At 62.0% G+C, this 18,936-nt stretch carries 13 protein-coding genes; 1 reads left to right on the forward strand and 12 read right to left on the reverse strand.

The features are described from left to right. Window positions 1-8 precede the first annotated feature (8 nt). Window positions 9-575, reverse strand: a complete 567-nt coding sequence (locus tag DES53_RS14435) for a DJ-1/PfpI family protein (RefSeq protein ID WP_113958966.1) — start codon at window positions 573-575, stop codon at window positions 9-11. A 203-nt stretch (window positions 576-778) separates the two neighbouring features. Between DES53_RS14435 and DES53_RS14440 the strand changes: the two genes are divergently transcribed. After that, window positions 779-1,948, forward strand: a complete 1,170-nt coding sequence (locus tag DES53_RS14440; protein ID WP_170157119.1) for a XylR family transcriptional regulator — start codon at window positions 779-781, stop codon at window positions 1,946-1,948. 70 nt (window positions 1,949-2,018) lie between these two features. On the opposite strand, the gene DES53_RS14445 is transcribed toward DES53_RS14440, so the two are convergent. The 11 genes from DES53_RS14445 to DES53_RS14495 form a co-directional block, all read right to left on the reverse strand. Beyond that, entirely contained in the window at window positions 2,019-2,567 is a 549-nt protein-coding gene (locus tag DES53_RS14445) for a glutathione peroxidase (protein WP_113959090.1), read from the reverse strand. A gap of 144 nt (window positions 2,568-2,711) precedes the next feature. After that, window positions 2,712-3,977 (reverse strand): DUF1552 domain-containing protein, encoded by a 1,266-nt coding sequence (locus tag DES53_RS14450; RefSeq protein ID WP_113958968.1) that lies wholly within the window; start codon window positions 3,975-3,977, stop codon window positions 2,712-2,714. A 23-nt stretch (window positions 3,978-4,000) separates the two neighbouring features. Next, window positions 4,001-4,633: a heavy-metal-associated domain-containing protein gene (locus DES53_RS14455; protein WP_113958969.1), complete on the reverse strand. Its 633-nt coding sequence runs from the start codon at window positions 4,631-4,633 to the stop codon at window positions 4,001-4,003. Next, a complete protein-coding gene (locus DES53_RS14460; RefSeq protein WP_170157120.1) occupies window positions 4,630-7,257 on the reverse strand; it encodes a DUF1592 domain-containing protein in 2,628 nt (875 codons plus the stop codon). The genes DES53_RS14455 and DES53_RS14460 overlap by 4 nt, the downstream gene beginning before the upstream one ends. Before the next feature lie 97 nt (window positions 7,258-7,354). Then, window positions 7,355-8,233, reverse strand: coding sequence for a DUF58 domain-containing protein (locus DES53_RS14465; protein ID WP_113958971.1), 879 nt, complete (start codon window positions 8,231-8,233; stop codon window positions 7,355-7,357). Then, window positions 8,230-9,231 (reverse strand): AAA family ATPase, encoded by a 1,002-nt coding sequence (locus DES53_RS14470; RefSeq protein ID WP_113958972.1) that lies wholly within the window; start codon window positions 9,229-9,231, stop codon window positions 8,230-8,232. Before DES53_RS14470 ends, DES53_RS14465 begins: the two co-directional genes overlap by 4 nt. Before the next feature lie 42 nt (window positions 9,232-9,273). Continuing rightward, window positions 9,274-10,074: a hypothetical protein gene (locus DES53_RS14475; RefSeq protein WP_113958973.1), complete on the reverse strand. Its 801-nt coding sequence runs from the start codon at window positions 10,072-10,074 to the stop codon at window positions 9,274-9,276. 200 nt (window positions 10,075-10,274) lie between these two features. Then, entirely contained in the window at window positions 10,275-11,516 is a 1,242-nt protein-coding gene (locus DES53_RS14480; protein ID WP_113958974.1) for a WD40 repeat domain-containing protein, read from the reverse strand. After that, entirely contained in the window at window positions 11,513-13,963 is a 2,451-nt protein-coding gene (locus tag DES53_RS14485) for a glutamine amidotransferase (protein ID WP_113958975.1), read from the reverse strand. Before DES53_RS14485 ends, DES53_RS14480 begins: the two co-directional genes overlap by 4 nt. Window positions 13,964-13,989: 26 nt before the next feature. Further along, window positions 13,990-15,435, reverse strand: a complete 1,446-nt coding sequence (locus DES53_RS14490) for a trypsin-like peptidase domain-containing protein (RefSeq protein ID WP_170157121.1) — start codon at window positions 15,433-15,435, stop codon at window positions 13,990-13,992. After that, window positions 15,422-18,934, reverse strand: coding sequence for a hypothetical protein (locus DES53_RS14495; protein ID WP_113958977.1), 3,513 nt, complete (start codon window positions 18,932-18,934; stop codon window positions 15,422-15,424). The genes DES53_RS14490 and DES53_RS14495 overlap by 14 nt, the downstream gene beginning before the upstream one ends. Window positions 18,935-18,936 lie beyond the last annotated feature (2 nt).

Below are 18,936 nucleotides of genomic sequence, written 5' to 3' on the forward strand. Positions count from 1 at the left end.
AGGAGCAGTTATTTGCCGCAGAAGGTCTCCAGCATCTTGATCCACGGGCCCACATAGTGGCCGTTGTCGTGGAAGGTGCGTCCACTGACCATGTGGCGGTCGATGACGCACGGTTCATTCACATAGATGCCGCCGCAGACTTCGAGGTCGAACTTGCACTTCGCCACCGTGGCCATGCGCAGTCCTTTCACGATGCCGGCGCGGGCGGGAATCTCCACGCCGTGGCACACGCTCGCCATGGGCCTGCCGTTCTCCCAGAACCAGCGCGTGGCACGCAGCAGGTCTTCGTCCTCGCGGATGTATTCCGGAGCGCGTCCGCCGCTGAAGAAAATGCCCGCGTAGTCTTCGGGCTTGATGTCCTTGAAGGTGATGTCGGCATTGATGGTGTAGCCCTCCCATTCTTTCGTGATCGTCCAGCCGGGCTTCACCTCGTGCAGCACCATCTGGTAGCGGCGCTTCTCCGGCGCGGCGACTACGGGCTCGAAGCCGCCTTCAATGAGGCGGTAGTACGGATAGAGCGTGTCCACGGTTTCTGTGGCGTCGCCGACGATGACGAGAACTTTGGGCTTGGTCATGGATGGGGAGGGGGATGGCTGTGAAGGCAGAGTCTGAGATGTCTCTTTGGCCGCGCGGAGGTTGGTGGAGCCTGCGACGGCAAGGCTGGAAAGGGCGACAAACTGCCGGCGGTTCATGTACTCCATTACGCCGCTTGGCGGATGCCGCCAATACAGCTATGGTGCATGGAAACTCAGGTTTTTCGTCACTTCACTTTCCGCCCATGGGCATCCCCAGACGTCGCCGTATTCCTCGTGTGGCACTCCTTATCGAGACCACTCGCACGTTCTCACGCGAAATGCTTTCGGGTGTGCGCCGCTACGTGGCCGAGCATGGACCGTGGTCCACCTTCCTTGAGCTTCGCGCTCCGGACTCCTCGCCTCCCGCGTGGCTGCGGCACTGGGATGGCGACGGTATTCTGACGCGTACCTTCACTCAAGAGATGGCCGACCTCGTCACCGCCACCGGCCTGCCTGCTGTGGAGGTTCGCTCCAAGGCACTCGCTGGTGCTCGGCCTTTCGTAGGCATAGACAACGCCCACATTGGGCGTGCCGTGGCCGAGCATTTCTTTGAGCGGGGTTACCGGAGGTTCGCCGTGTACAGCCTGCAGTCAGAGAGCTTTTTCGTCGAGCGTGTACGGAATTTTGTCAGTACGGTGCAATCCTATGGCTGCGCCTGTTCGGAACTGCCCGAAGCCAAGTCAGACAGCGTGGCTGACTGGGAGAAGAGTCAGGCCCGCCTCATCACCTGGCTTTCACAACTGCCAAAGCCCGTCGGTGTCTTTGCCGCCAACGATCAGCTCGGTGTCCGCCTTCTCGAAGCGTGTCAGCGCGCGGGTGTTGCTGTTCCCGAAGAAGTGGCCGTGGTGGGGGCTGAGAATGAGGAAACCCTCTGCACCTTCGCCACGCCGCCTCTGACGAGCGTCCGATTCGATGGCCAGACAGTGGGCTACACTGCCGCCGGCGTGCTGGACAAGATGATGCACGGAAAGGCGCCGCGCACCCGTGAAACTCTCATTCCTCCCAAAGGGATTGTCGTGCGTGGCTCCTCTGATGAACTGGTGATCAACGACAGCCTCGTCGCCCACGCCGCACGTCTCATTCGGGAGAACGCGATGAACGGCATCAACGTGGATGACCTTTGTCGCAAGCTCAACGCCTCCCGCAGCACACTCGACCGTCGCATGAAAGCGGCCTTGAACCGTTCGCCCAAGGAGGAGATCATGCGCATTCGATTCCGCGAGATCGAACGGCTTCTTCTCGAGACGGACCTCACCATCGATGTCATCGCCCGGCAGACCGGCTTCAGTCACAGCCACTATCTGCAGGCCGTCTTCAAGCAATCCTATGGCACGACGCCTGGAGCGTTTCGGAGCAGAAAACAAGCCCGGTGAGCCTCGTGAAAATGAGACAGCCGGAGTTTCCACTCCGGCCGTCTGAATACACGATGAAAGCGAGCACCGCTCACTTGGCCGCCAGTGCTTGCTCAATGGCTGCGACGACGCTGGGGTCATCAACCTTGGTTTTGGGCTCGATGCGCATGATGGGTTTGCCGTCGCGACCGATGAGGAACTTGCCGAAGTTCCATTTCACGTCCCCGGGGAAGGCGCCCTTCTTCCCTGTGAGCGCCTCATAGAGCGGATGCTTTGGCTCGCCCTTCACCTGCACCTTGTCGAACATCGGGAAGCTGACGTTGTACTTGGTGGTGCAGAAGGTCTTAACCTCCTCATTCGTGCCGGGCTCCTGCCCGCCGAAGTCATTGCAGGGAAAGCCCATGACGACGAGACCGCGATCCTTGTATTTCTCGTAGGCGGCTTCCAGGTCCTTGTATTGGGGCGTGTTGCCGCACTTCGAGGCGACGTTTACGACGAGGAGCACTTTGCCGGAGTAGGCCTTCAAGGAAGTGTCCTTGCCGTCAATGTCCTTGAGCGGGACATCTTTGAGAGGTTTCTGATTTTCCGCTCCGAAGGCGGCAGTAGCAGCGAGCATGAGGGTGACCAGGATGTGTTTCATGAGGAGGAGGAAGACGGCCCGGGCGGAGCCACCTTTCAAGACACTCCACGCTATTCCCGGGGCAGGCACAAAAAAGCTCCAGGAGCATGACGTGCTTCCTGGAGCGCTGAGTTCGTGAGCTTGGTACCGTCTTCGCTCCGGTGCTCACGCCACCTCCAGTCCCCGCATCGTCGTCTTCGCGGCGGCGAAGGTCGAGGTCTCGATGCCGAGACGCTGGAGCATGCTGACATAGAGGGTGGAGAGGTCGTGATTGTGCTCCTTGTCGAAGGCGAGGTGCTGGCCGTGCTTGAAGCCGCCTCCGGCGAGGAGCACGGGGAGGTTCACATTGCTGTGGCTGTTCGCACTGCCCATGCAGGTGCCGTAGAGGACCTGGGTGCGCTCCAGCAGGTTCGCATCGCCTTCCTTCACTTCCGCGAGGCCGGAGAGGAACTTGCCGAGCACGTCGAACTGCCCTTCCTCATGGGCGCGCAATTCAGCGACCACATCAGGACGATTGCCGTGGTGGGTGATGTTGTGAATCACCGTGGTGTCGACGAAGAGGGAGATGATACGCGTGGAATCCGTCTGGATGGCGAGCTTCATCAGGTCATAGAGCTGGCCGGTCTTGTTCACGAACTGCAGGCCTTCGGTGATGTCATCCGGAGCCTTGGCATCAACGACTGGCTTGGGCTTCTGCTCCCACGCTTCGGAGCTCTCCATGCGCTGCTCGAGCTCGCGCACGGAGGTGAGGTATTGATCCAGGCGCGCCTGGTCATCGCGAGACAGGGATCGGTTGAGACGCGAAGTCTCTTCCGTGAGGAAATCCATCATGCTGCGGCCCTGGCGCAGCGCTTCCACGGTGGCGGTGACTTCCTCAGGCTTTCCCTGCACGAAGAGTTTCTGGAAGAGCTTCTTCGGACTGCTCTCCGCGGGAATGGGGGCGCCATTGCGCGTGTAGCTCAGCGTCTTGTTCTCCGTGGTCATGGCCAGCACGAGCGAGGGGTGTCGCGTCTGATTGCCAATCTGCTCTGCGGCGAACTGGTCCAGTGAGATGTCATTGCGGAAGCCTCCACGATCCGGGTGCGGCGTACCGGTGATGAAGCACTTCTCCGCCAGATGCCCCCCGCTCACGCCCGGCAGGCTCACGCCGGAGAAGACGGTGTACTGCGAACGATGCGCGGAAAGTTTCTCCAAATAGGGGGTGATGGCGTAGTCGCGGCCTTCCTTCTCCGGAAAGAAGAACTGCGGCATGATGCCCTGATTCGTCTGGATGCACACCATGCGGCGCGGCACGGCGGACTCCGCGGAGGCAGCCTTTGCCGCCGCGCCGAAGACCGGGCGCATGGCATCCAGGAAAGGCAGGGCCAGCGTGACACCGGCACCACGCAGGAAGGCGCGGCGATTGAGCGGGGATTTCGCGACGTGGGTCATGGCGGAGTCGGGCTGGGTACTTACTACTTGGCGGTCGAAGTGGCAGAGGCAGTCTTGGCGGGCGTGGGAGCGGGAGCAGGTGCCGCATCACTCTTTACGACGGTCACACGCGCTTTTTCCAAGGCAGTGATGAGAGCCTCGCGATTGGTGCGGGCCGGATCAATCGAGGCCGTGAGCCAGCCTTCCTTGAAGCTCACCGTGGCACGCTCCACGCCATCGATGGAGGCGACCGTACGGTAGGCTCCATAGGCGCAGCCTTTGCAATCCAGCCCCGCCACCGCGATGCGTTCTTCCTTGCGCTGCTCCGGCTTGAGTTCGCTCACAGAAAAAATGTTGAAGGCGCCCTTAGAAACGTTGCGCAGCACATTGCTGATGCGTTCACGCACCTGGTCAGCCTTGGCATTCTTGAAGTGCTTGGAGGCCGGGTCGTAACCGAAGGTCACGACCGTGGTGTCGTAGTTCACATCCACGAGCCGGACCTGGGCAGGGGAGTCGGTGGGACTGCCAATCTGCAGCATGCTGGTCTGCTGGCGCAGGTCTTCCACGCGGTCAGGCTGGAAGAGTCCGGTGAGACGGTACTGCACCGTCACCTCCTCCGCGGAGGCTATCCCCGCGTGTACGGCCAGGCAGAAGAAGATGGAAAGGACGAATCTCATCGGGTCTGGAAAAGGTCACTCTGGATCACCTCATGCAGCAGGTCGCGGATACCGCCGCCGCGCTTCTCCGCTGCAATGACGATGACGGCGATGGCTTCGCGATCGCGGAAGCTGGGCTCGCGGCCGGTGGCATAGGTGAGCCACTGGCGCGCGAGATTTGCCAGGAGCGTCTGGCGGTCAGCGGCGAGATAAGCCTGCAGCTCACGGATGTCCTTGAAGGCGCGTCCATCTGTCAGCTCGCCACTCGCATCCACATTCGGCCCCAGCTTGAAGCTGATGCCGATGAACGGGTCAATCTTCCCACGCGGGGCTGTATCTCCCAAATCCAAAGAGCGGTACCGCGTGCGGAAGCCGCCGATGACATCGTAGCTCTCCAACGCGAAGCCTGCCGGGTCGATCTTCGCATGGCAGCCGGCGCAGGTGGCGTCGTTCCGGTGCTTGTCCAGCAGCTCGCGAATCGTCGCCGCGCCACGCACATCCGGCTCCACCGCAGGCACCGAGGAGGGAGGCGGCTCAGGCGGATGGCCGAGGATGCGGTCCATGACAAAGGCACCGCGTGGCACCGGTGAGGTGGTGGTGCCATTCGCCGTGACTTTCAGGATGGAGGCCTGCGTGAGCAAGCCACCACGCTGACAGTCGGCGGGAAGGGCCACGCGACGGATGGAAGGCCCTACCACACCCTCGATGCCGTAGTGCACGGCGAGCTTTTCATTCAGCATGGCGAACTCCGAACGCACAAGGTGGGTGATGTCGAGATTCTTCACCAGCATCTCGCGGAAATATGCGCGCGTCTCCAGGATCATGGAGTCCTGCAGATACGGGCTGAACTCCGGGTAGAGCTTCTTGTCAGGGTCATTGGCCGCGATGGAGCGCAGCTTCAGCCACTGGCCAGTGAAGTCCTCGATGAAACGTTCCGCGCGCTTGTCCTTGAGCAGGCGTTCGATTTCGGTGCTGAGGGTCTTTTGCTCATGCAGCGTGCCTGCAGTGGCGAGCTTGGTGAGTTGCTCATCCGGCGCAGTGTTGCTGAGGAAATAGGAGAGGCGGTTCGCGAGCGCGAAGTCATCGAGCTTTGCCGGCTCATAGTGGAAAAGGAAATCCGGCGAGCACAAGGCCGCGCGACAGGCCCAGCGCATGGCCGTTTCAAAGCAATCACCCGTCTTCAGCCGCTCTTCTACGAGACCCAGGTAACGCTTCCTCAACCCGTCAGAAACCGGACGACGGAAGGCACGAGGCAGGAAGTTGGCGAGCAATCGATCCGCATCCACCAGTGGCTGGGTGCTGGTCACTGTCCAGACGCCCGGCACCGGTTCGGGAGTGTTCTTGCCGAGACGCAGCCAGGATTTTTCATAAGGCTTGCGGATGGGTGCGCGCACCTCGGGATGATCCTTCGGCACAAACTCCTGGATGGGCAGGTCGCCGAAGATGGCGCGATGCGAACGCGGCGGCCACACGTCATTCAGCGGGCCTTCCACATCCATCCAGTCCACCGCGACGCCCGGACCGGTGAAGGCCATGGCGCGACCCTTGCGGTTGTAGTTCGCCACGGGCGCGAGCGAGGCGGCATCGAAGCCCATCATCTCATTGTGATTCAGCCACACTTCCACTTCGTGTTCCGTGGGCTTGAGGGAGGGCGCGTCGAGGTAGCCGTAGGTATAGTTGGGATGCTGGCCACCACGGCCATCCGCCGTGAGCTGCACCACCGCGAGTCGCGCCGCCTCCGTGCCGCGCGCAGGGAGCACCTGTCCCTTGTCCCACTGGAAGGACCAGATCGAAGTGCGCACACGGTAGCGGCCCGGATACACCGTGGTGTGGCCGCGGAAGTAGTAGTTCACCGATTCATCTTCACGACGGAAGACGCCGACGCTGCTGCCCGTTTCGAAGCTGCCCATGGCCTCATGCGCGCCCTGGTCGATGTGTGCGATCTCACCTGCAGGCGCGTAGGCCGGATCCGCCTTCCCATCGCGCAGCAGAACCACATCCCCTTGCATGGAGAGGTTCGGCGCCTGCCCACCGCGGTCCGTGAGATACGTGCGCACCTTCTGCACCGTGGGCGCTTGGGGCCGGGTGGTGATGGCGAGGTCCAGCGCATGGTCTGCCGCCTCCATGTACTTCGCCAGGTTCACGTGGGAAATGCTCAGTGCCTCGCTGTTCTTGTCGAACCCATGGGCCGTGCCATCCGGCGGGAGCATCGCTTGCAGCGCGATGCCCGGCATATCGAAGAGATCGCGCACCGTGCTCTCATATTCGGAACGGGTGAGGCGTCGCAGTGCGGTGCGGCCTGTGCCTGCCTGGCGCGTCTCCTCAGCCTGGGTGAGTGTCGTCTTCATCCACGCCAGCACCGGCTGCATCTCGGCGGCTGGAGGGCGCTCGGATTTTTTTGGCGGCATTTCTCCGGACGCGATGCGGTCATGAATCTTCACCCATTGGGCGAATGTTTCCGCATGGGTAAAGTCCGTCTTCAGCGCGGAGAGATCGAAGTCGCCCTTTTTGGTATCAGAGTCATGGCAGTCCAGGCAGCGATTCTCCAGAAACGTCCTGGCAGTCGCAGGCAGATCTGCCGTGCCCGCAGCGAACGCAGCAGGGGACAGGGCGGAAAGAAGGAACAGGAGCGGGAGATTCCTCAAGAACACGGCTCAAAATACGCAGCGATGTGTCCATTTGTTAGGAGGATTCGGCGGGGTAGGCGTCCTGGGGATCACCACCTGCAGGCAGCAGGAGCCTTCACGCCAGCCACGTACGCAGCGCGGTCACCAGTGAGTCTGCTGTGGTGGTGCTGTGCCAGCGAATGCCATGGGACTCGGCCTGGTGGCGGAGGCTGGCGCGCCACTCGGCCACCTTGCGTGCGTAGGCCACGCGGATGGGCTCGGCTGCGGTGCGGAGGCGGGTGTGATTCTCTGGCTCGATGAAGTCGAAATCACCGCCTTCCGGCAGGGCGACCTCCATGGGGTCGAGCACCTGCAGTGCGAAGACGTCGTGGCCTTGGGCGCGGTAGACGGCGAGTTCAGCCAGGGTGTCTTGTTCGTTATCGAGGAAGTCAGAGATGAAGAGAAGAAAACCACGCTGGCGGCAGAGGTCTCGTGCGGCCCGCAGTTCATCTGCCATGCTGGAAGCGCCTGATGCGGATGTCTGAGTGAGCATGGCACAGATGCCGGACACATGATCGGCGCTGCTGCGAGGGGGGAGCACCATTTCCGCGGAGAGACGCAGCGCGGGTGCGTCCCCCTGGCGTCGCGCGAGATGAGCAGCTCCGGCCAGAGCACGCTTGCCATACTGGAGCTTGGAACTTGGTCCGTGATGGATGGACATGGAGGCGCTGGTATCCAGCAGCAGATACACGGGGCGGCGGGACTCAGCGCGACTCTCGCGGGTGTAGAGGCGGTGGTGGCGAGCGAGGAGGGACCAGTTCACGCGCCGCAGATCATCGCCCGCCTGATAAGGGCGATGACTGTGGAACTCCACGCCGGGGCCTCGTAGCAGGCTCTGGTGCTGCCCATGCCACACCGCATCGGCAAGACCGCGGCCCACGAGGTCAAGATCGTCGATGGCCAGGAAGACCTCAGGATCCTCCACGGCGTGCGCGGCTGGAGTGGCGGTGTTCATGCTTTCTCCTGGGGAACGTGAGCCAGCAGTCTCGCGATGATGGCATCCGCATCGGTCTTCTCGGCACGCGCGCGGAAGTTCAGCACGAGACGATGACGCAGCACGGCTGGAGCAAGGGCGCGGATGTCCGCGAAGTCCACATGAGCGCGGCCATTCAAAAGCGCGCGTGCCTTGCCTGCGAGTACAAGGGCTTGCGAGGCACGTGGACTCGCGCCGCACTCGATGAACTCGGTCACTCCTGCAACGCTGCCGGACTGCGGCCGCGTGGCTGAGACCAGGCTCACCGCATAGCGGCCCACATCCGTCGCGATGGGCACTGCTTGCACCGTCTTTTGCAACGCATGAAGCGCTTCCGCATCCAGCACGGCATTCACGGTGGACAGCGCGTTGCCGGGCGCGTTCAGGGCGATGGAGAGTTCGTCTTCCAGGTTGGGGTACTCCACGCGAATGCAGAAGAAGAAGCGGTCGAGCTGCGCCTCGGGCAGAGGATAGGTGCCTTCCATCTCGATGGGGTTCTGTGTGGCGAGCACGAGGAAGGGCGAGGGGAGTTTGTGTGTCTCGCGGCCGATGGTGACTTCACCTTCCTGCATCGCTTGTAGCAGTGCGGCCTGGGTCTTCGGAGGCGTGCGGTTGATTTCATCCGCGAGCAGCACATTGGCGAAGAGCGGGCCCTGCATCACGAGGCGGCGGTAGCGGCCGGTGGCGGGATCTTCCTCCAGCACTTCAGTGCCCGTGATATCGCCAGGCATAAGATCCGGGGTGAACTGCACGCGGTGGAACTCCAGGTGCAGCGCCTTCGCCAGCGTGGCGCTCATGAGCGTCTTCCCCACACCCGGCACGCCGAGCAGGAGGGCGTGTCCACGGCAGAGCAGCGCAAGCAGCAGAAGCTCGGCAGTGTCCTCCTGACCGACGATGCATTTTTTCAATTCATTCCGCAGTGCTTCTCGGGCAGCGGAGAGGCGGGCGGCGGGATCGCTGGGAGTGGATACGGTGGACATGATGTGAATGGAAAGAGGGGATGGAGTGAAGTGGGAGAGATGTTATTCGAATTTGGGACGACCACCGCCGACGGCGAGGCCGATGCGCTGGGCTGGCTCGGCATCCTCGGGAGCGGGGCGCTGGGTGCCTTTGCCGTCGCCATTGCCATCGAGTTGGGCATGCTCAGTGACGACGTAGTTGCCCTGCTTGTAGATGGCGAGCACCTGCTCGTAGGTGGCGAGGAAGAGTTCGGTGAGAGTGAGGACGCCGTCCTGATTCGCATCGCTCGCCTCCGCCGCGAGTGCTTGTGCCAGGGCCTTGGGAAACTCGGTCTCGCTTTCCTTGTCCTCCGCAGAGCTGGCAGTGATGACGTAGCGTCCGGGGCCGGAGACGCGCTTTATCAAGTCTGTGCTCACTGTGGTGGTGCCCCATACCACCAGCGGGGTCTGCGGCGAGCACTCCTTCAGCGCAGTGCCGATCTCACGCATGCTCAGGTCTGGTCCCGGCAGGTTGAACATGGCGCCACCCGGGACGCCATTGGCGTGGCCCTCGAGAATGATCCATGCTGGCCCCGCACCGTTAGTCTTGGTATGTGCCACGACCGTTTCCAGTTCGGCGAGCATCGCTTCTCGGGTGCATGGGCCGTCGTATCCGGCGCTCTTGGGGCCGTACAGCACAGTGATGTTCGCCGCAGGAATGCCGAAGCGCTGGGTCAGGGAACTGCGGAGGGATTGCAGGTTTGCCTCATAGAAGTCGTGGTGCACATCATCTCCCGGCGTGCCATTGAAGATCCACACGCGGGGAGTGGTGGTGTTGGTGGACGGCTTCACGACTGCGTCCTGACTGAAGCAGAGTCCGTGCATGACAAGGCATGCTGCGGATAGCCGAAGGCTCAGGCAAAGTAGCTTCGGCTTCAGCCGAATGAGGATGCCCGCACTCGCGACCGATATTGTCATCATCCCTGCGCGAGGCCTCACTGATTCGGCTGAAGCCGAAGCTACTTTCCTGAGGATGCGCATCAGGCTGTATCTAATGATGTGTAAGTATATCATCATAGATCAGTTCAGCGTGTGGCCGGATTCATCGGTGGGCGCTTCTTCCAGATGAGGATGCGGTTGTCGTAGGTCTTCACGGCAAGACGGTCAGGCCCGAGAATCGTCACGTGATAACATCCTGTGGGCGCAGGTGCAGCAGTCCACATCTCTTCGCCGCTTGGCACGGCAAGCTGGCGCACTGGCGCATTGGCCCGGCCGGAGGTGAGGAAGGCGCTTTTGTAATCAGGTGAATAAGCGACGGACGTGAGATCATCAATGGAGCGGCTCACCGTGATGGCCAGCGGTGCATCTGCTGCGCAACGCACCACGCCCCTTTCACGCATGGCGACCAGCGCCTCTGAGCCGTCTTGATTCACGGCAATCCAGCGAGGCGTGACGGAGATTTTTGAGATCCAAAGCACCTTCATGTCGGCGAGCGAGATCATCGCTACGAGATCATCATCCGGCCCGGGAACTTCGAAGGCCAGTCCCGCAGTCTTGCCATCACCGGACACCGCCATGGACTGCGCGATGATGTTACGTGTGATTTCAGGAAAGATCTCTTTCACACTGATGCGGCGCGACACCACGGCGGGACCAGGCTCATGCAGCGCGAGACCCGCATTGGTGAATACGAGCAACCTCTGCGTGTCAGGGAGGAACTCCAGGGCCACCGGCGGAGCCATCTGCTTCGCGTTCGGATTGTTGGGGTTCATCTGCCGCATCTCCGGTGGCAGGGTGAGCAGCCGCTTGCCCGCATCATCCTCGACCATCACAGCGCCAGATTGATTGGAGAAGGCGATGCGTTTGCCATCGGGCGTCCACGCCAGGGAACGGAGCGTGAGAGTGCCCGAGGTGGACTTTCCCAAGGTGCGCACCACGGCGAGATCTGTGGTATCCAAAATCTCGATGCCCGCGCTGTGCAGATTCGCCAGAAGGGTGCCTTTCGTGGTGGTGCGCAAAGGCCCGCGGTCCAGGCCTACGGCGGAGACCGCTTGCTGGCTCTCAATAGTCCACAGGCCATCACGGAATCCTTTGAGGATGCGTTTCAGCCGCAGTCGCGCTTCCTCACTGGGATGCGACTCCATGGCGGTACGCATCACCGGCTCGGCATCGATCCTTTGCGAGAGCGCCTGTTGCGCTTCATCTCTCAGACGCACCTTGGGCGCGGCGAGCTGATCGATCAGTGCCTGAAGGCGCGCCTCTTCCGATGCTGGTTCCTGGGCGGAGAGCGTGGTGGTGAGACAGAGGATGGCAAGAAGCCTCTTCATGCGGAGGTGGAGACGGGAGTTTGAGGAGAATAACGGCCAGCGCGGCGTAGCACCCATTCCAGACCCAGCAGCACGAGCACGGCAGTCCACCAGGGCCAGTGGCTCCAGATGGGTTGCGGCCAGGCACGTGAGTCACGCGCGGCTCGCGCCTCGGAAGCAGCTCGACATGCGGCGATTGCCGACTCCGGTGTAGTGAGCACTTCGCCACCGCCTGCCTGCGCGAGTTCGGTCATCAATGCGGTATCCGGTGCGGAGCGTGTGTACTCGCTGTTCTGAATCAGGACGCCGCAAGGCACCACATCGGTAAGTGATTCGCGTCCGGCAGTGGTATCAAAAAGCACCTGCACCTCCTTTGCGGTGAGATCTGCTGGCACGGGGAGCGAGCCAGCGAACTCACGGCGATCACGGTCATAGATGAGGCGGATACGCGGGCTGCCGGGAACATCCAGCCGCGCGCCGATCTCCTGAACCGCCATCTTTGCAGGATCGGACTCCGCGAGGAACTCTGCGGCGACGGGGAGGAGCGTGCCCGGTCGTGCCTGGGCGGTGAGGATTTTTCCGGAGAGCTTGTCACGTCGCCAGCGGATGCTGTTTTCCGCGAGCCACTTCATCGTATTCACCCAGAAGGCCGCGTAGTGAGGCGAAGGATGCGGCGGGCGTGGCGTGGCGGGCGCACGCGCTTCGCTGGGGTGCGTGGTGAGCGAGGCACCCTGACCCAGCTCAATGCGATCTCCCAAAGTAGGTGCATTATCCGCGCTCCAACGGATCACGAATTCGCCCCAGCCGCCATTCGGATCTGGAAGGTAGGCGATGGAGCGCCCACGGCCGTAGTTTTGCGCGGCGATGACCGGTTGCTCGGGCTCATCCTGTACCACAGCGAGCACGGTGGCTCCCGGTTTGGCGCGACGCACCCGGTTCATGCCGCCGAACTTCGGATGCGTGTCGAGGATGGCCGCATTCTCCTTCGCATCTGGCGTCATCTGCCAGATGGGATGGGTCCGCACGGAGAGGGGAATGGTGACTTCGAGCGCCTTGCCATAGTGGCCATCGCCATAGTCGAGCATGTCCACGGGCGTGATCTTTTCCCACGGCGTGCGGTCGTAGTTGCCCGTGTCGAAGGCGGTGTTGCCACCTGCCATGAGGAAGCCGCCGCCACGCTCCACCACCCAGTCCACGACCCATTGCATCTGCTCCGGGGAGAAGTTCCCCACGGGCACGTCGCTGACCATGATGACATCATAGCTGTGCAGTTCCTCCCGAGTGGTGGGGAAGGGGCGCGAGGAGTCGACGAGCATCTCGCCATTGGCAAACTTCACGGCAAAGAGATTCGGCTTGTCCACATACTGGCTCACCGGAGTGAAGGTCACGCACTCGATCTCGCCGGTGCCGGTGCAGGCTGCGGTAATCATCTCGATGTCATTCACAAAGTGTCCTTCGGAACCGAGCGAGCGCTTGGCGTGGGTGCCTTCCGCGAGGAGCACGCGCAGCTTCGTGGTCACGACCTCCAGCGTGAAGCTGAAACGGTTGTCCTCCAGCGTTGCTTCCTTTCCTGGTCCGGAAAGTTCCAGGGTGTAGCGTGTGGTCTGCGCCGGACTGACGAAGCTGAGCTTGCGTGACGCGGAGGAAAAGCCGGAATCCGGTGCGGGTGAGGAAAAGTGTACTGGCTGGCGCGCGACCTCTGTGCCATCCGCGTCCCGGAGGATGAGTTCGAAGTTCTCCTTGGGCGTCACTCCGCCTGCTTCCAGTTCCACCGGCACGATGACGCGTGATTGCGCCCGCACCATGCGTGGTGGCAGCACGGAAAGGAGCGTCGCGTTCCGTGCAGGCACATCACGACCCACGAGCTTGGTCGAGGCACGGATGCCTGCATCATGCAGGCCCCCCAATGCCGCGCTGATGCGAGTGGCGTCCTGAGTGCAGCCGTCGGATACCACGATGACGTGATCGATATTTGTGCTGCCACCACCGCTCGCCAGTTTTTCCAAAGCCGCAGCCAGCTTCGTCTGCTGTCCATCGGGAAGGGAGTTGCCTGCCTGAAGCTCGGCGGAAGAGATGATGGTGGAATCTCCGGCGAACTTGTGAATTTCCGGCTCAGGCAGACCGGCCGACTTCAGGGCGGCGCCCAAGTCACGAGTCCACTTTTGGCTTTCCTCCCAACGGGTGCCGCTTTCCGTGCCTGCGAGAGTCATGCTGGCAGAGGCATCCAGCAGCACGGCACTGCGTGACGTCTTTGTGGGCGTGCTGACATTCACCGAAGGGTTCAGCAGGATAAACGTGAGCAATGCGATCGTTCCCAAGCGTAACACGAGCGCCGGCGCCTGCAGCCACGAGGGACGCAACGGTCTGCCGCGAACCGCTGACGCCACCGCGACCACGGCAGCGCACGCGGCCAGGCCGACGATCAACGCAACGGGCAAGGCGGGTTGCAGTGAAGAGAAGAAGGTCATGCAGGAGAAGAGCAGCGGGATGGCGGTTACTCTTCCTCTGCATTCAGAGGCAGACGGATGGCAAGCGTTTGCTCTTCCAATCCGGTTCTTGTCTTTACACGGTTCACGCCTTCCGTCAGTGCCGCCTGCGCAGCGGCGAAGTCCGCGATGGGTTTGCCATTGATCTCGATGACGTCCATGCCAACGGCGAGTCCGGTCTTCGCCTTTTCCCGCTTTCCAATCTGCGCCACGGTGATGCCTCCTTGTGCTTTACGAAAGTCGACTCCGGGCAATGCATCCAGTCGGAAGGTGGTGCTCGTGGCGACGGCGGAGGATTCGTTGCGTCCTGCCGTGACTGCGGCGGTGAGTTCCTTGCCATCGCGTTGATACGTCAGTGTCAATGTGCCGCCCGGCTTCACCAGGGAGGAGAGAAAGCGAAGGTCGCCGCGTGAGAAGACTCGCTGTCCTGCGGCTGCGAGGATGATGTCTCCAGCCTTCAGCCCACCCGAGGATGCAGGGCCGCCTTGCATCACTTGGGAAAGTTTTGCGCCCGCCATGCTTACGAGCCCGGCGGCTTCAATATCCTTCCGTGTGGGCTCCTCGATCTGCCAGCCAAAGAATCCACGTTCCACCTTCCCTGTCTCCGCGAGTTGGGAGACCACATTGCGCACCAGGTTCGAAGGAATAGCAAAGCCGATGCCGACATTGAAACGGCCTGCGGCACCCCAGATGGCCGTGTTGATACCGACCAGCCTGCCGTGTCGATCCGCAAGCACGCCGCCGGAGTTGCCGGGATTGATGGCAGCATCCGTCTGGATGTAGCTCTCATAGCCGCCCTGCGTGGTGAGATTGAGGTTCGCGCGGCGTACGGCAGAGACCATGCCCTTCGTGGCAGTGATGCCAATTTTGAAAGGATTGCCTACTGCGTACACCGGATCGCCGACGCGCACGCCATCGCTATCAGCGAGATGTAGGAACGGCAGGCCCGTGGCTTTGATTTTCAGGAGTGCGAGATCGGTGAGCGGATCATCACCAACGACTTCCGCATCGTAGCGACGTCGATCAGGGAACTCCACGGAGACGGCATCGGCTTGCTTGCCGTTGGAGAGGTGGATGACGTGACTGTTGGTGACAATCCAACCCTCCGGACCAATCACCACGCCAGAGCCCACGCCCTGCACACGTTCATTCTCGCGGCTGCCGCCATCACCGCCTTTGCCCTTGGGGCCGGAGAGATCGCGATTGAAGAATTGATCGAGCGGGTTCTTGGCATCTTCACCCTCCACAATGCGTGCGGGAAACACGGAGACCACGGCAGGGGTGACGACGTCGATGAGATCCGCATCACTGGTGTAAGCTTGGGCAGTGCCTGTGGGCGCGGCGAATGCGATTGCGGCCTGTCCCGCCGCCATGCGCGGAGGCTCGGCGTGCAGCATGAGCGCGCTTGCGACAAGGAGGGTTCCTGCGAGTGCGGCGGGCTTACTGGGGTTCATTGCCAAAGTCATCGGAAAGGTTGCGGAAGTAGGCTTCAATCTCGCGGCGGTAGTGCTCTGGCACGCGGCTCTGCGCGGCCTGCACGGTGCCACTGCCGGGGAGCGTGGCCATGAGTTGGTCCAGACGTTCAATGATTCCGTCGAAGGCGGTCACGAGTGGCACGTCTGTGGCGAGTTGACTGGCCAGTCCGGTGATCGTGTCGTCACCGAGACGTTGGGCTTCTGCTGCGAAGCGCTCGATTTCTGCCCTGGGTGTGCCGGGGCCGGGTTTGGCTTCCTTGCTTTCGGTGCCTGCGCCAGGACCGCTGCCCGGCATGGGTTGAGCGGGGATGGTGATCTTCTTGCCGTTGATGTTCACGGTCTGACCGGGCTGCATGCCCTGTGCGAGGAGCTTTTCAATAAGCTGCCGCTCTTCCGCGGCTCGCGCTGCCTCGGCTTCCTTGGCCGCCTTGTCGCGCAGACCTTTGGCCTTCTCGCGCACGTCCGCGAGGTGGGCGAGGCGGGATGCATTGAGCCGTCCAGCTTCGGCGTTCAGGGCCTTTGCCATCTGGTCGAGTCGTGCGGCGATGTCCTTGCCGTCAGGAGAGTCTGTGCCCGGTTGTGGTTGATCACTGGGTTTGGCGCCATCTCCTGAGGTGCCTTCATCTCCTGGCTTGTCGCCCTTGCCGTTGCCTCCCTTGGCGTCGACTTTGCCTTCTGCGAGTTGCTTCAGGTCTTTGGCCAAAGTTTCGGTGCCGGCACGTGCGCGCAGGGCGGCGAGTTCTGCCGCGGTGAGACCCGTGCCCGTGCCGTCCTGCTCTCCGTTTTTGCCTTGGCCTTGGGATTCACCCTTGCCGCGTTCCGCGGCGAGTTCTGCCAGGGCTTTCAGGATCTCATCGGCGAGTCCTGCATTGCGTGCGGCCTCTTTGAGTGCCTGCTGTTTGGCCTGCTGCTGCTTCTCTTTTGTATCCTGGGTGTTGGCGGCAACTTCTCCTGGCTTCTTCCCGGCACCTTTCCCCTGACCTGAGCTCTCGCCTTTGTCCTTGCCATTGGCGGCCAGTTCGGCCGGTTGTTCACCGGCACTCTTCCCCTGACCTGAACTTTTTCCTTCGCCTTCACCTTCTCCGCTTCCTTTGCCCTGGCCTTCACCCTTGCCAGACTTGCTGTCGGACTGCGCCTTGGCCGCCATCTGCTTCAGCGTTTCCGCAAGCTTTTCCTCGATCATCGCGCGGATGAAGTCGGAGAGATCGCGCAGGTGATGCTCGGCATCGGTGAGAGGTTGCTGGGCCGTGAGATGCTCCCTGGTATGCAGGCGTTCATCGGCGTCGCGCATGAAGGTCTCTGCAGCCGCCATGAGCTTGAGCATCTGTTCGTTCTTCCTTGGATGCGCTACGATGGCGGAGAACAACTCACCAGCATCCGTCGCAGCGACTTCCTGCTGTCGGCGTGACGATTCCAGCGGCGCCACGGCTTTCTTCTCCCCGGGCGCAATTTGTTCCCGCACGGACTTCTCTTCATTGGCGAGACGTTCGGCTTCCTTCGCCAGTTCCTCTAGCGGCTTGGGCTTGCTGTCGTCCTCTTCGTCCGGGTCGCTCTCATCGCCAAACGGAGTGTGAATCAGGATGAGATGCTTGCGGATCTGCAACAGGGAGCCGAGCGCGCGGTCGGAGGCGGGATGGGCCTGCTCCGTGAGCGTGCGCTGGAGATAGCGGCTGGTGTCACCCATCTGTGCGGCCGCGGTGAGGAGCAGGGCGAGATCATCCTGAGGGACGCCGGACTTCTGCGCCCACTCCGCGTGCAGCTCGTTTGTCTTCACGATGACATCCTGCTGCTTCACATCCGTTTCCTGGCACCGGGGTCCGATGCCTTCCGCCTGTTCGTTTTTCGCGTCCTCCTTCAGCACGTGGCAATCGGAAACGATCACGCGCTGGGCGCGAATGAGCTGGTTCAGCTTCGCAAACTGCCGCTTTTCCATCGGTGGCGGCTTCCCACCATCTGCTTGGATCTCCAGCTTCTTGAAGTCGCGAATGTCGATGCAGCGGAGCGGACTCACACTGCGCGGACCACCACGCGGTTTGTGATCCAACGCATAGGCGTAGAGCTTCACGTTGTCGCGAATTGTCAGCGGCACGGTCTCCAGCATGGCGCGCGTGAGTTCGGAAACGTCGTGCTGGTCTTTCTCCGTGATTACCTTCTCCAGTGTCCAGATGGTCTGGCCTGCGGCCTCCATGATGAGGCCCACCTCCGCCACGCCGAAGTCATCGCGCGCGCGAATACGCACCGGCAGTTCGGTCACGCACGTGGCCTGGCGATCCTTCATTGGCTCCAGCAGTTCAACCGTGGGGAGCTTGTCCACCGCTCCCACGACTTCATATCTCCAGGAGTCCACGGTGGCACCTTCCTTGTCGTAGATGGTGAGCACACCGGAGTACTTGCCCAGCGGCGCTTTCCACGAAGCTTGCACCGTGGAGCCGTCGTGCTTGAGAGGGAGCTTTTCCGGAGTGCTGGTGTCCGAGGCGAGCGTCCACTCCACGCGGTCGGGTGGCGTATTGAAGCGGAAGGTCCAGTCCAGCGCGCTGCCTTCCACCACGCTCGCATCCGCACCCTGGCGCTCTTCGGGAGCGACGCCTGTGTAGTCCGGGAAACGAATCGCGACCTTCGACTCCTCAAGACGAGGGATCGGCCGGTACTGCACCACGTGTGTGGAAGTCCCACCATCGCCGGCGGAAACGCGCATTTCGATGTCTCCCGTCATGCTCGTGAGCACGGCGTCATAGGTGCGTCCGTCCGAGAGCGCGTTGAGCGAGTGGGTTTGCCACTCGGACGTTCCAGCCTCTCTCACCTGCAGTTCCGGCGCTGCGGCTCTTCCGGAAAGCAACACAGCCACGCGTGGTGGATGCCGATCATCATAATGCGTGGGAAGCGACTGCCATGCCACAGTGGTATAGGTCGGCGCGCCCAATGGCATGACGATGCGATGCAACGCCGTGCGAAACTCAGGAGACTGCCATGCTGTCACGAGAACCAGCACCGCGAGAAAAGCACAAACTGCGATCCCACGCACCATGCGAACCGAAGGCGCCAGTGAATCCCAGCCACGGCCGCTTACCTGCTGCTGCGCTTCACTCAGCAGACGGGTGGTGAAATGCTGGTGCTCATCTGTGGATGAAGTGAGCACACCCCGCTGAGCGACCTCCCATGCCGTGCGCAGCTGTTGGCCGCAGGCAGGATCGGCCGCTTCCATGGCACGCACCACGGTTTCAGGATCGTTTCCTTTCCTCCCTGACAGCCACAGCCACACCGCGAGCACCAGGGCGCTTGCTGCCGTGATGCTGATCAACCACAACCTCAATGACTCGCCCCACGCCTCCTGCATGTCGAGGAGGGCGAGCATCAGAATGGAGCCCAGCAGCACTGCCGCTCCAGACAACATGGCAGTCGTACGATTGATGAAACCGCGCCGTTTCACGATGGCATGCACTGGAGCCTGGTCGAACAGGTCGTGGAGTGGGGGAGTCATCG

Source organism: Roseimicrobium gellanilyticum (genome assembly GCF_003315205.1).
GTDB lineage: Bacteria > Verrucomicrobiota > Verrucomicrobiia > Verrucomicrobiales > Verrucomicrobiaceae > Roseimicrobium > Roseimicrobium gellanilyticum.

Coding starts and splice junctions, on each gene's coding strand:
- DES53_RS14435 (WP_113958966.1), bottom strand. CDS start 575: ATGACCAAGCCCAAAGTTCTCGTCATCGTCGGCGACGCCACAGAAACC.
- DES53_RS14440 (WP_170157119.1), top strand. CDS start 779: ATGGGCATCCCCAGACGTCGCCGTATTCCTCGTGTGGCACTCCTTATC.
- DES53_RS14445 (WP_113959090.1), bottom strand. CDS start 2,567: ATGAAACACATCCTGGTCACCCTCATGCTCGCTGCTACTGCCGCCTTC.
- DES53_RS14450 (WP_113958968.1), bottom strand. CDS start 3,977: ATGACCCACGTCGCGAAATCCCCGCTCAATCGCCGCGCCTTCCTGCGT.
- DES53_RS14455 (WP_113958969.1), bottom strand. CDS start 4,633: ATGAGATTCGTCCTTTCCATCTTCTTCTGCCTGGCCGTACACGCGGGG.
- DES53_RS14465 (WP_113958971.1), bottom strand. CDS start 8,233: ATGAACACCGCCACTCCAGCCGCGCACGCCGTGGAGGATCCTGAGGTC.
- DES53_RS14470 (WP_113958972.1), bottom strand. CDS start 9,231: ATGTCCACCGTATCCACTCCCAGCGATCCCGCCGCCCGCCTCTCCGCT.
- DES53_RS14475 (WP_113958973.1), bottom strand. CDS start 10,074: ATGCACGGACTCTGCTTCAGTCAGGACGCAGTCGTGAAGCCGTCCACC.
- DES53_RS14480 (WP_113958974.1), bottom strand. CDS start 11,516: ATGAAGAGGCTTCTTGCCATCCTCTGTCTCACCACCACGCTCTCCGCC.
- DES53_RS14485 (WP_113958975.1), bottom strand. CDS start 13,963: ATGACCTTCTTCTCTTCACTGCAACCCGCCTTGCCCGTTGCGTTGATC.
- DES53_RS14490 (WP_170157121.1), bottom strand. CDS start 15,435: ATGAACCCCAGTAAGCCCGCCGCACTCGCAGGAACCCTCCTTGTCGCA.
- DES53_RS14495 (WP_113958977.1), bottom strand. CDS start 18,934: ATGACTCCCCCACTCCACGACCTGTTCGACCAGGCTCCAGTGCATGCC.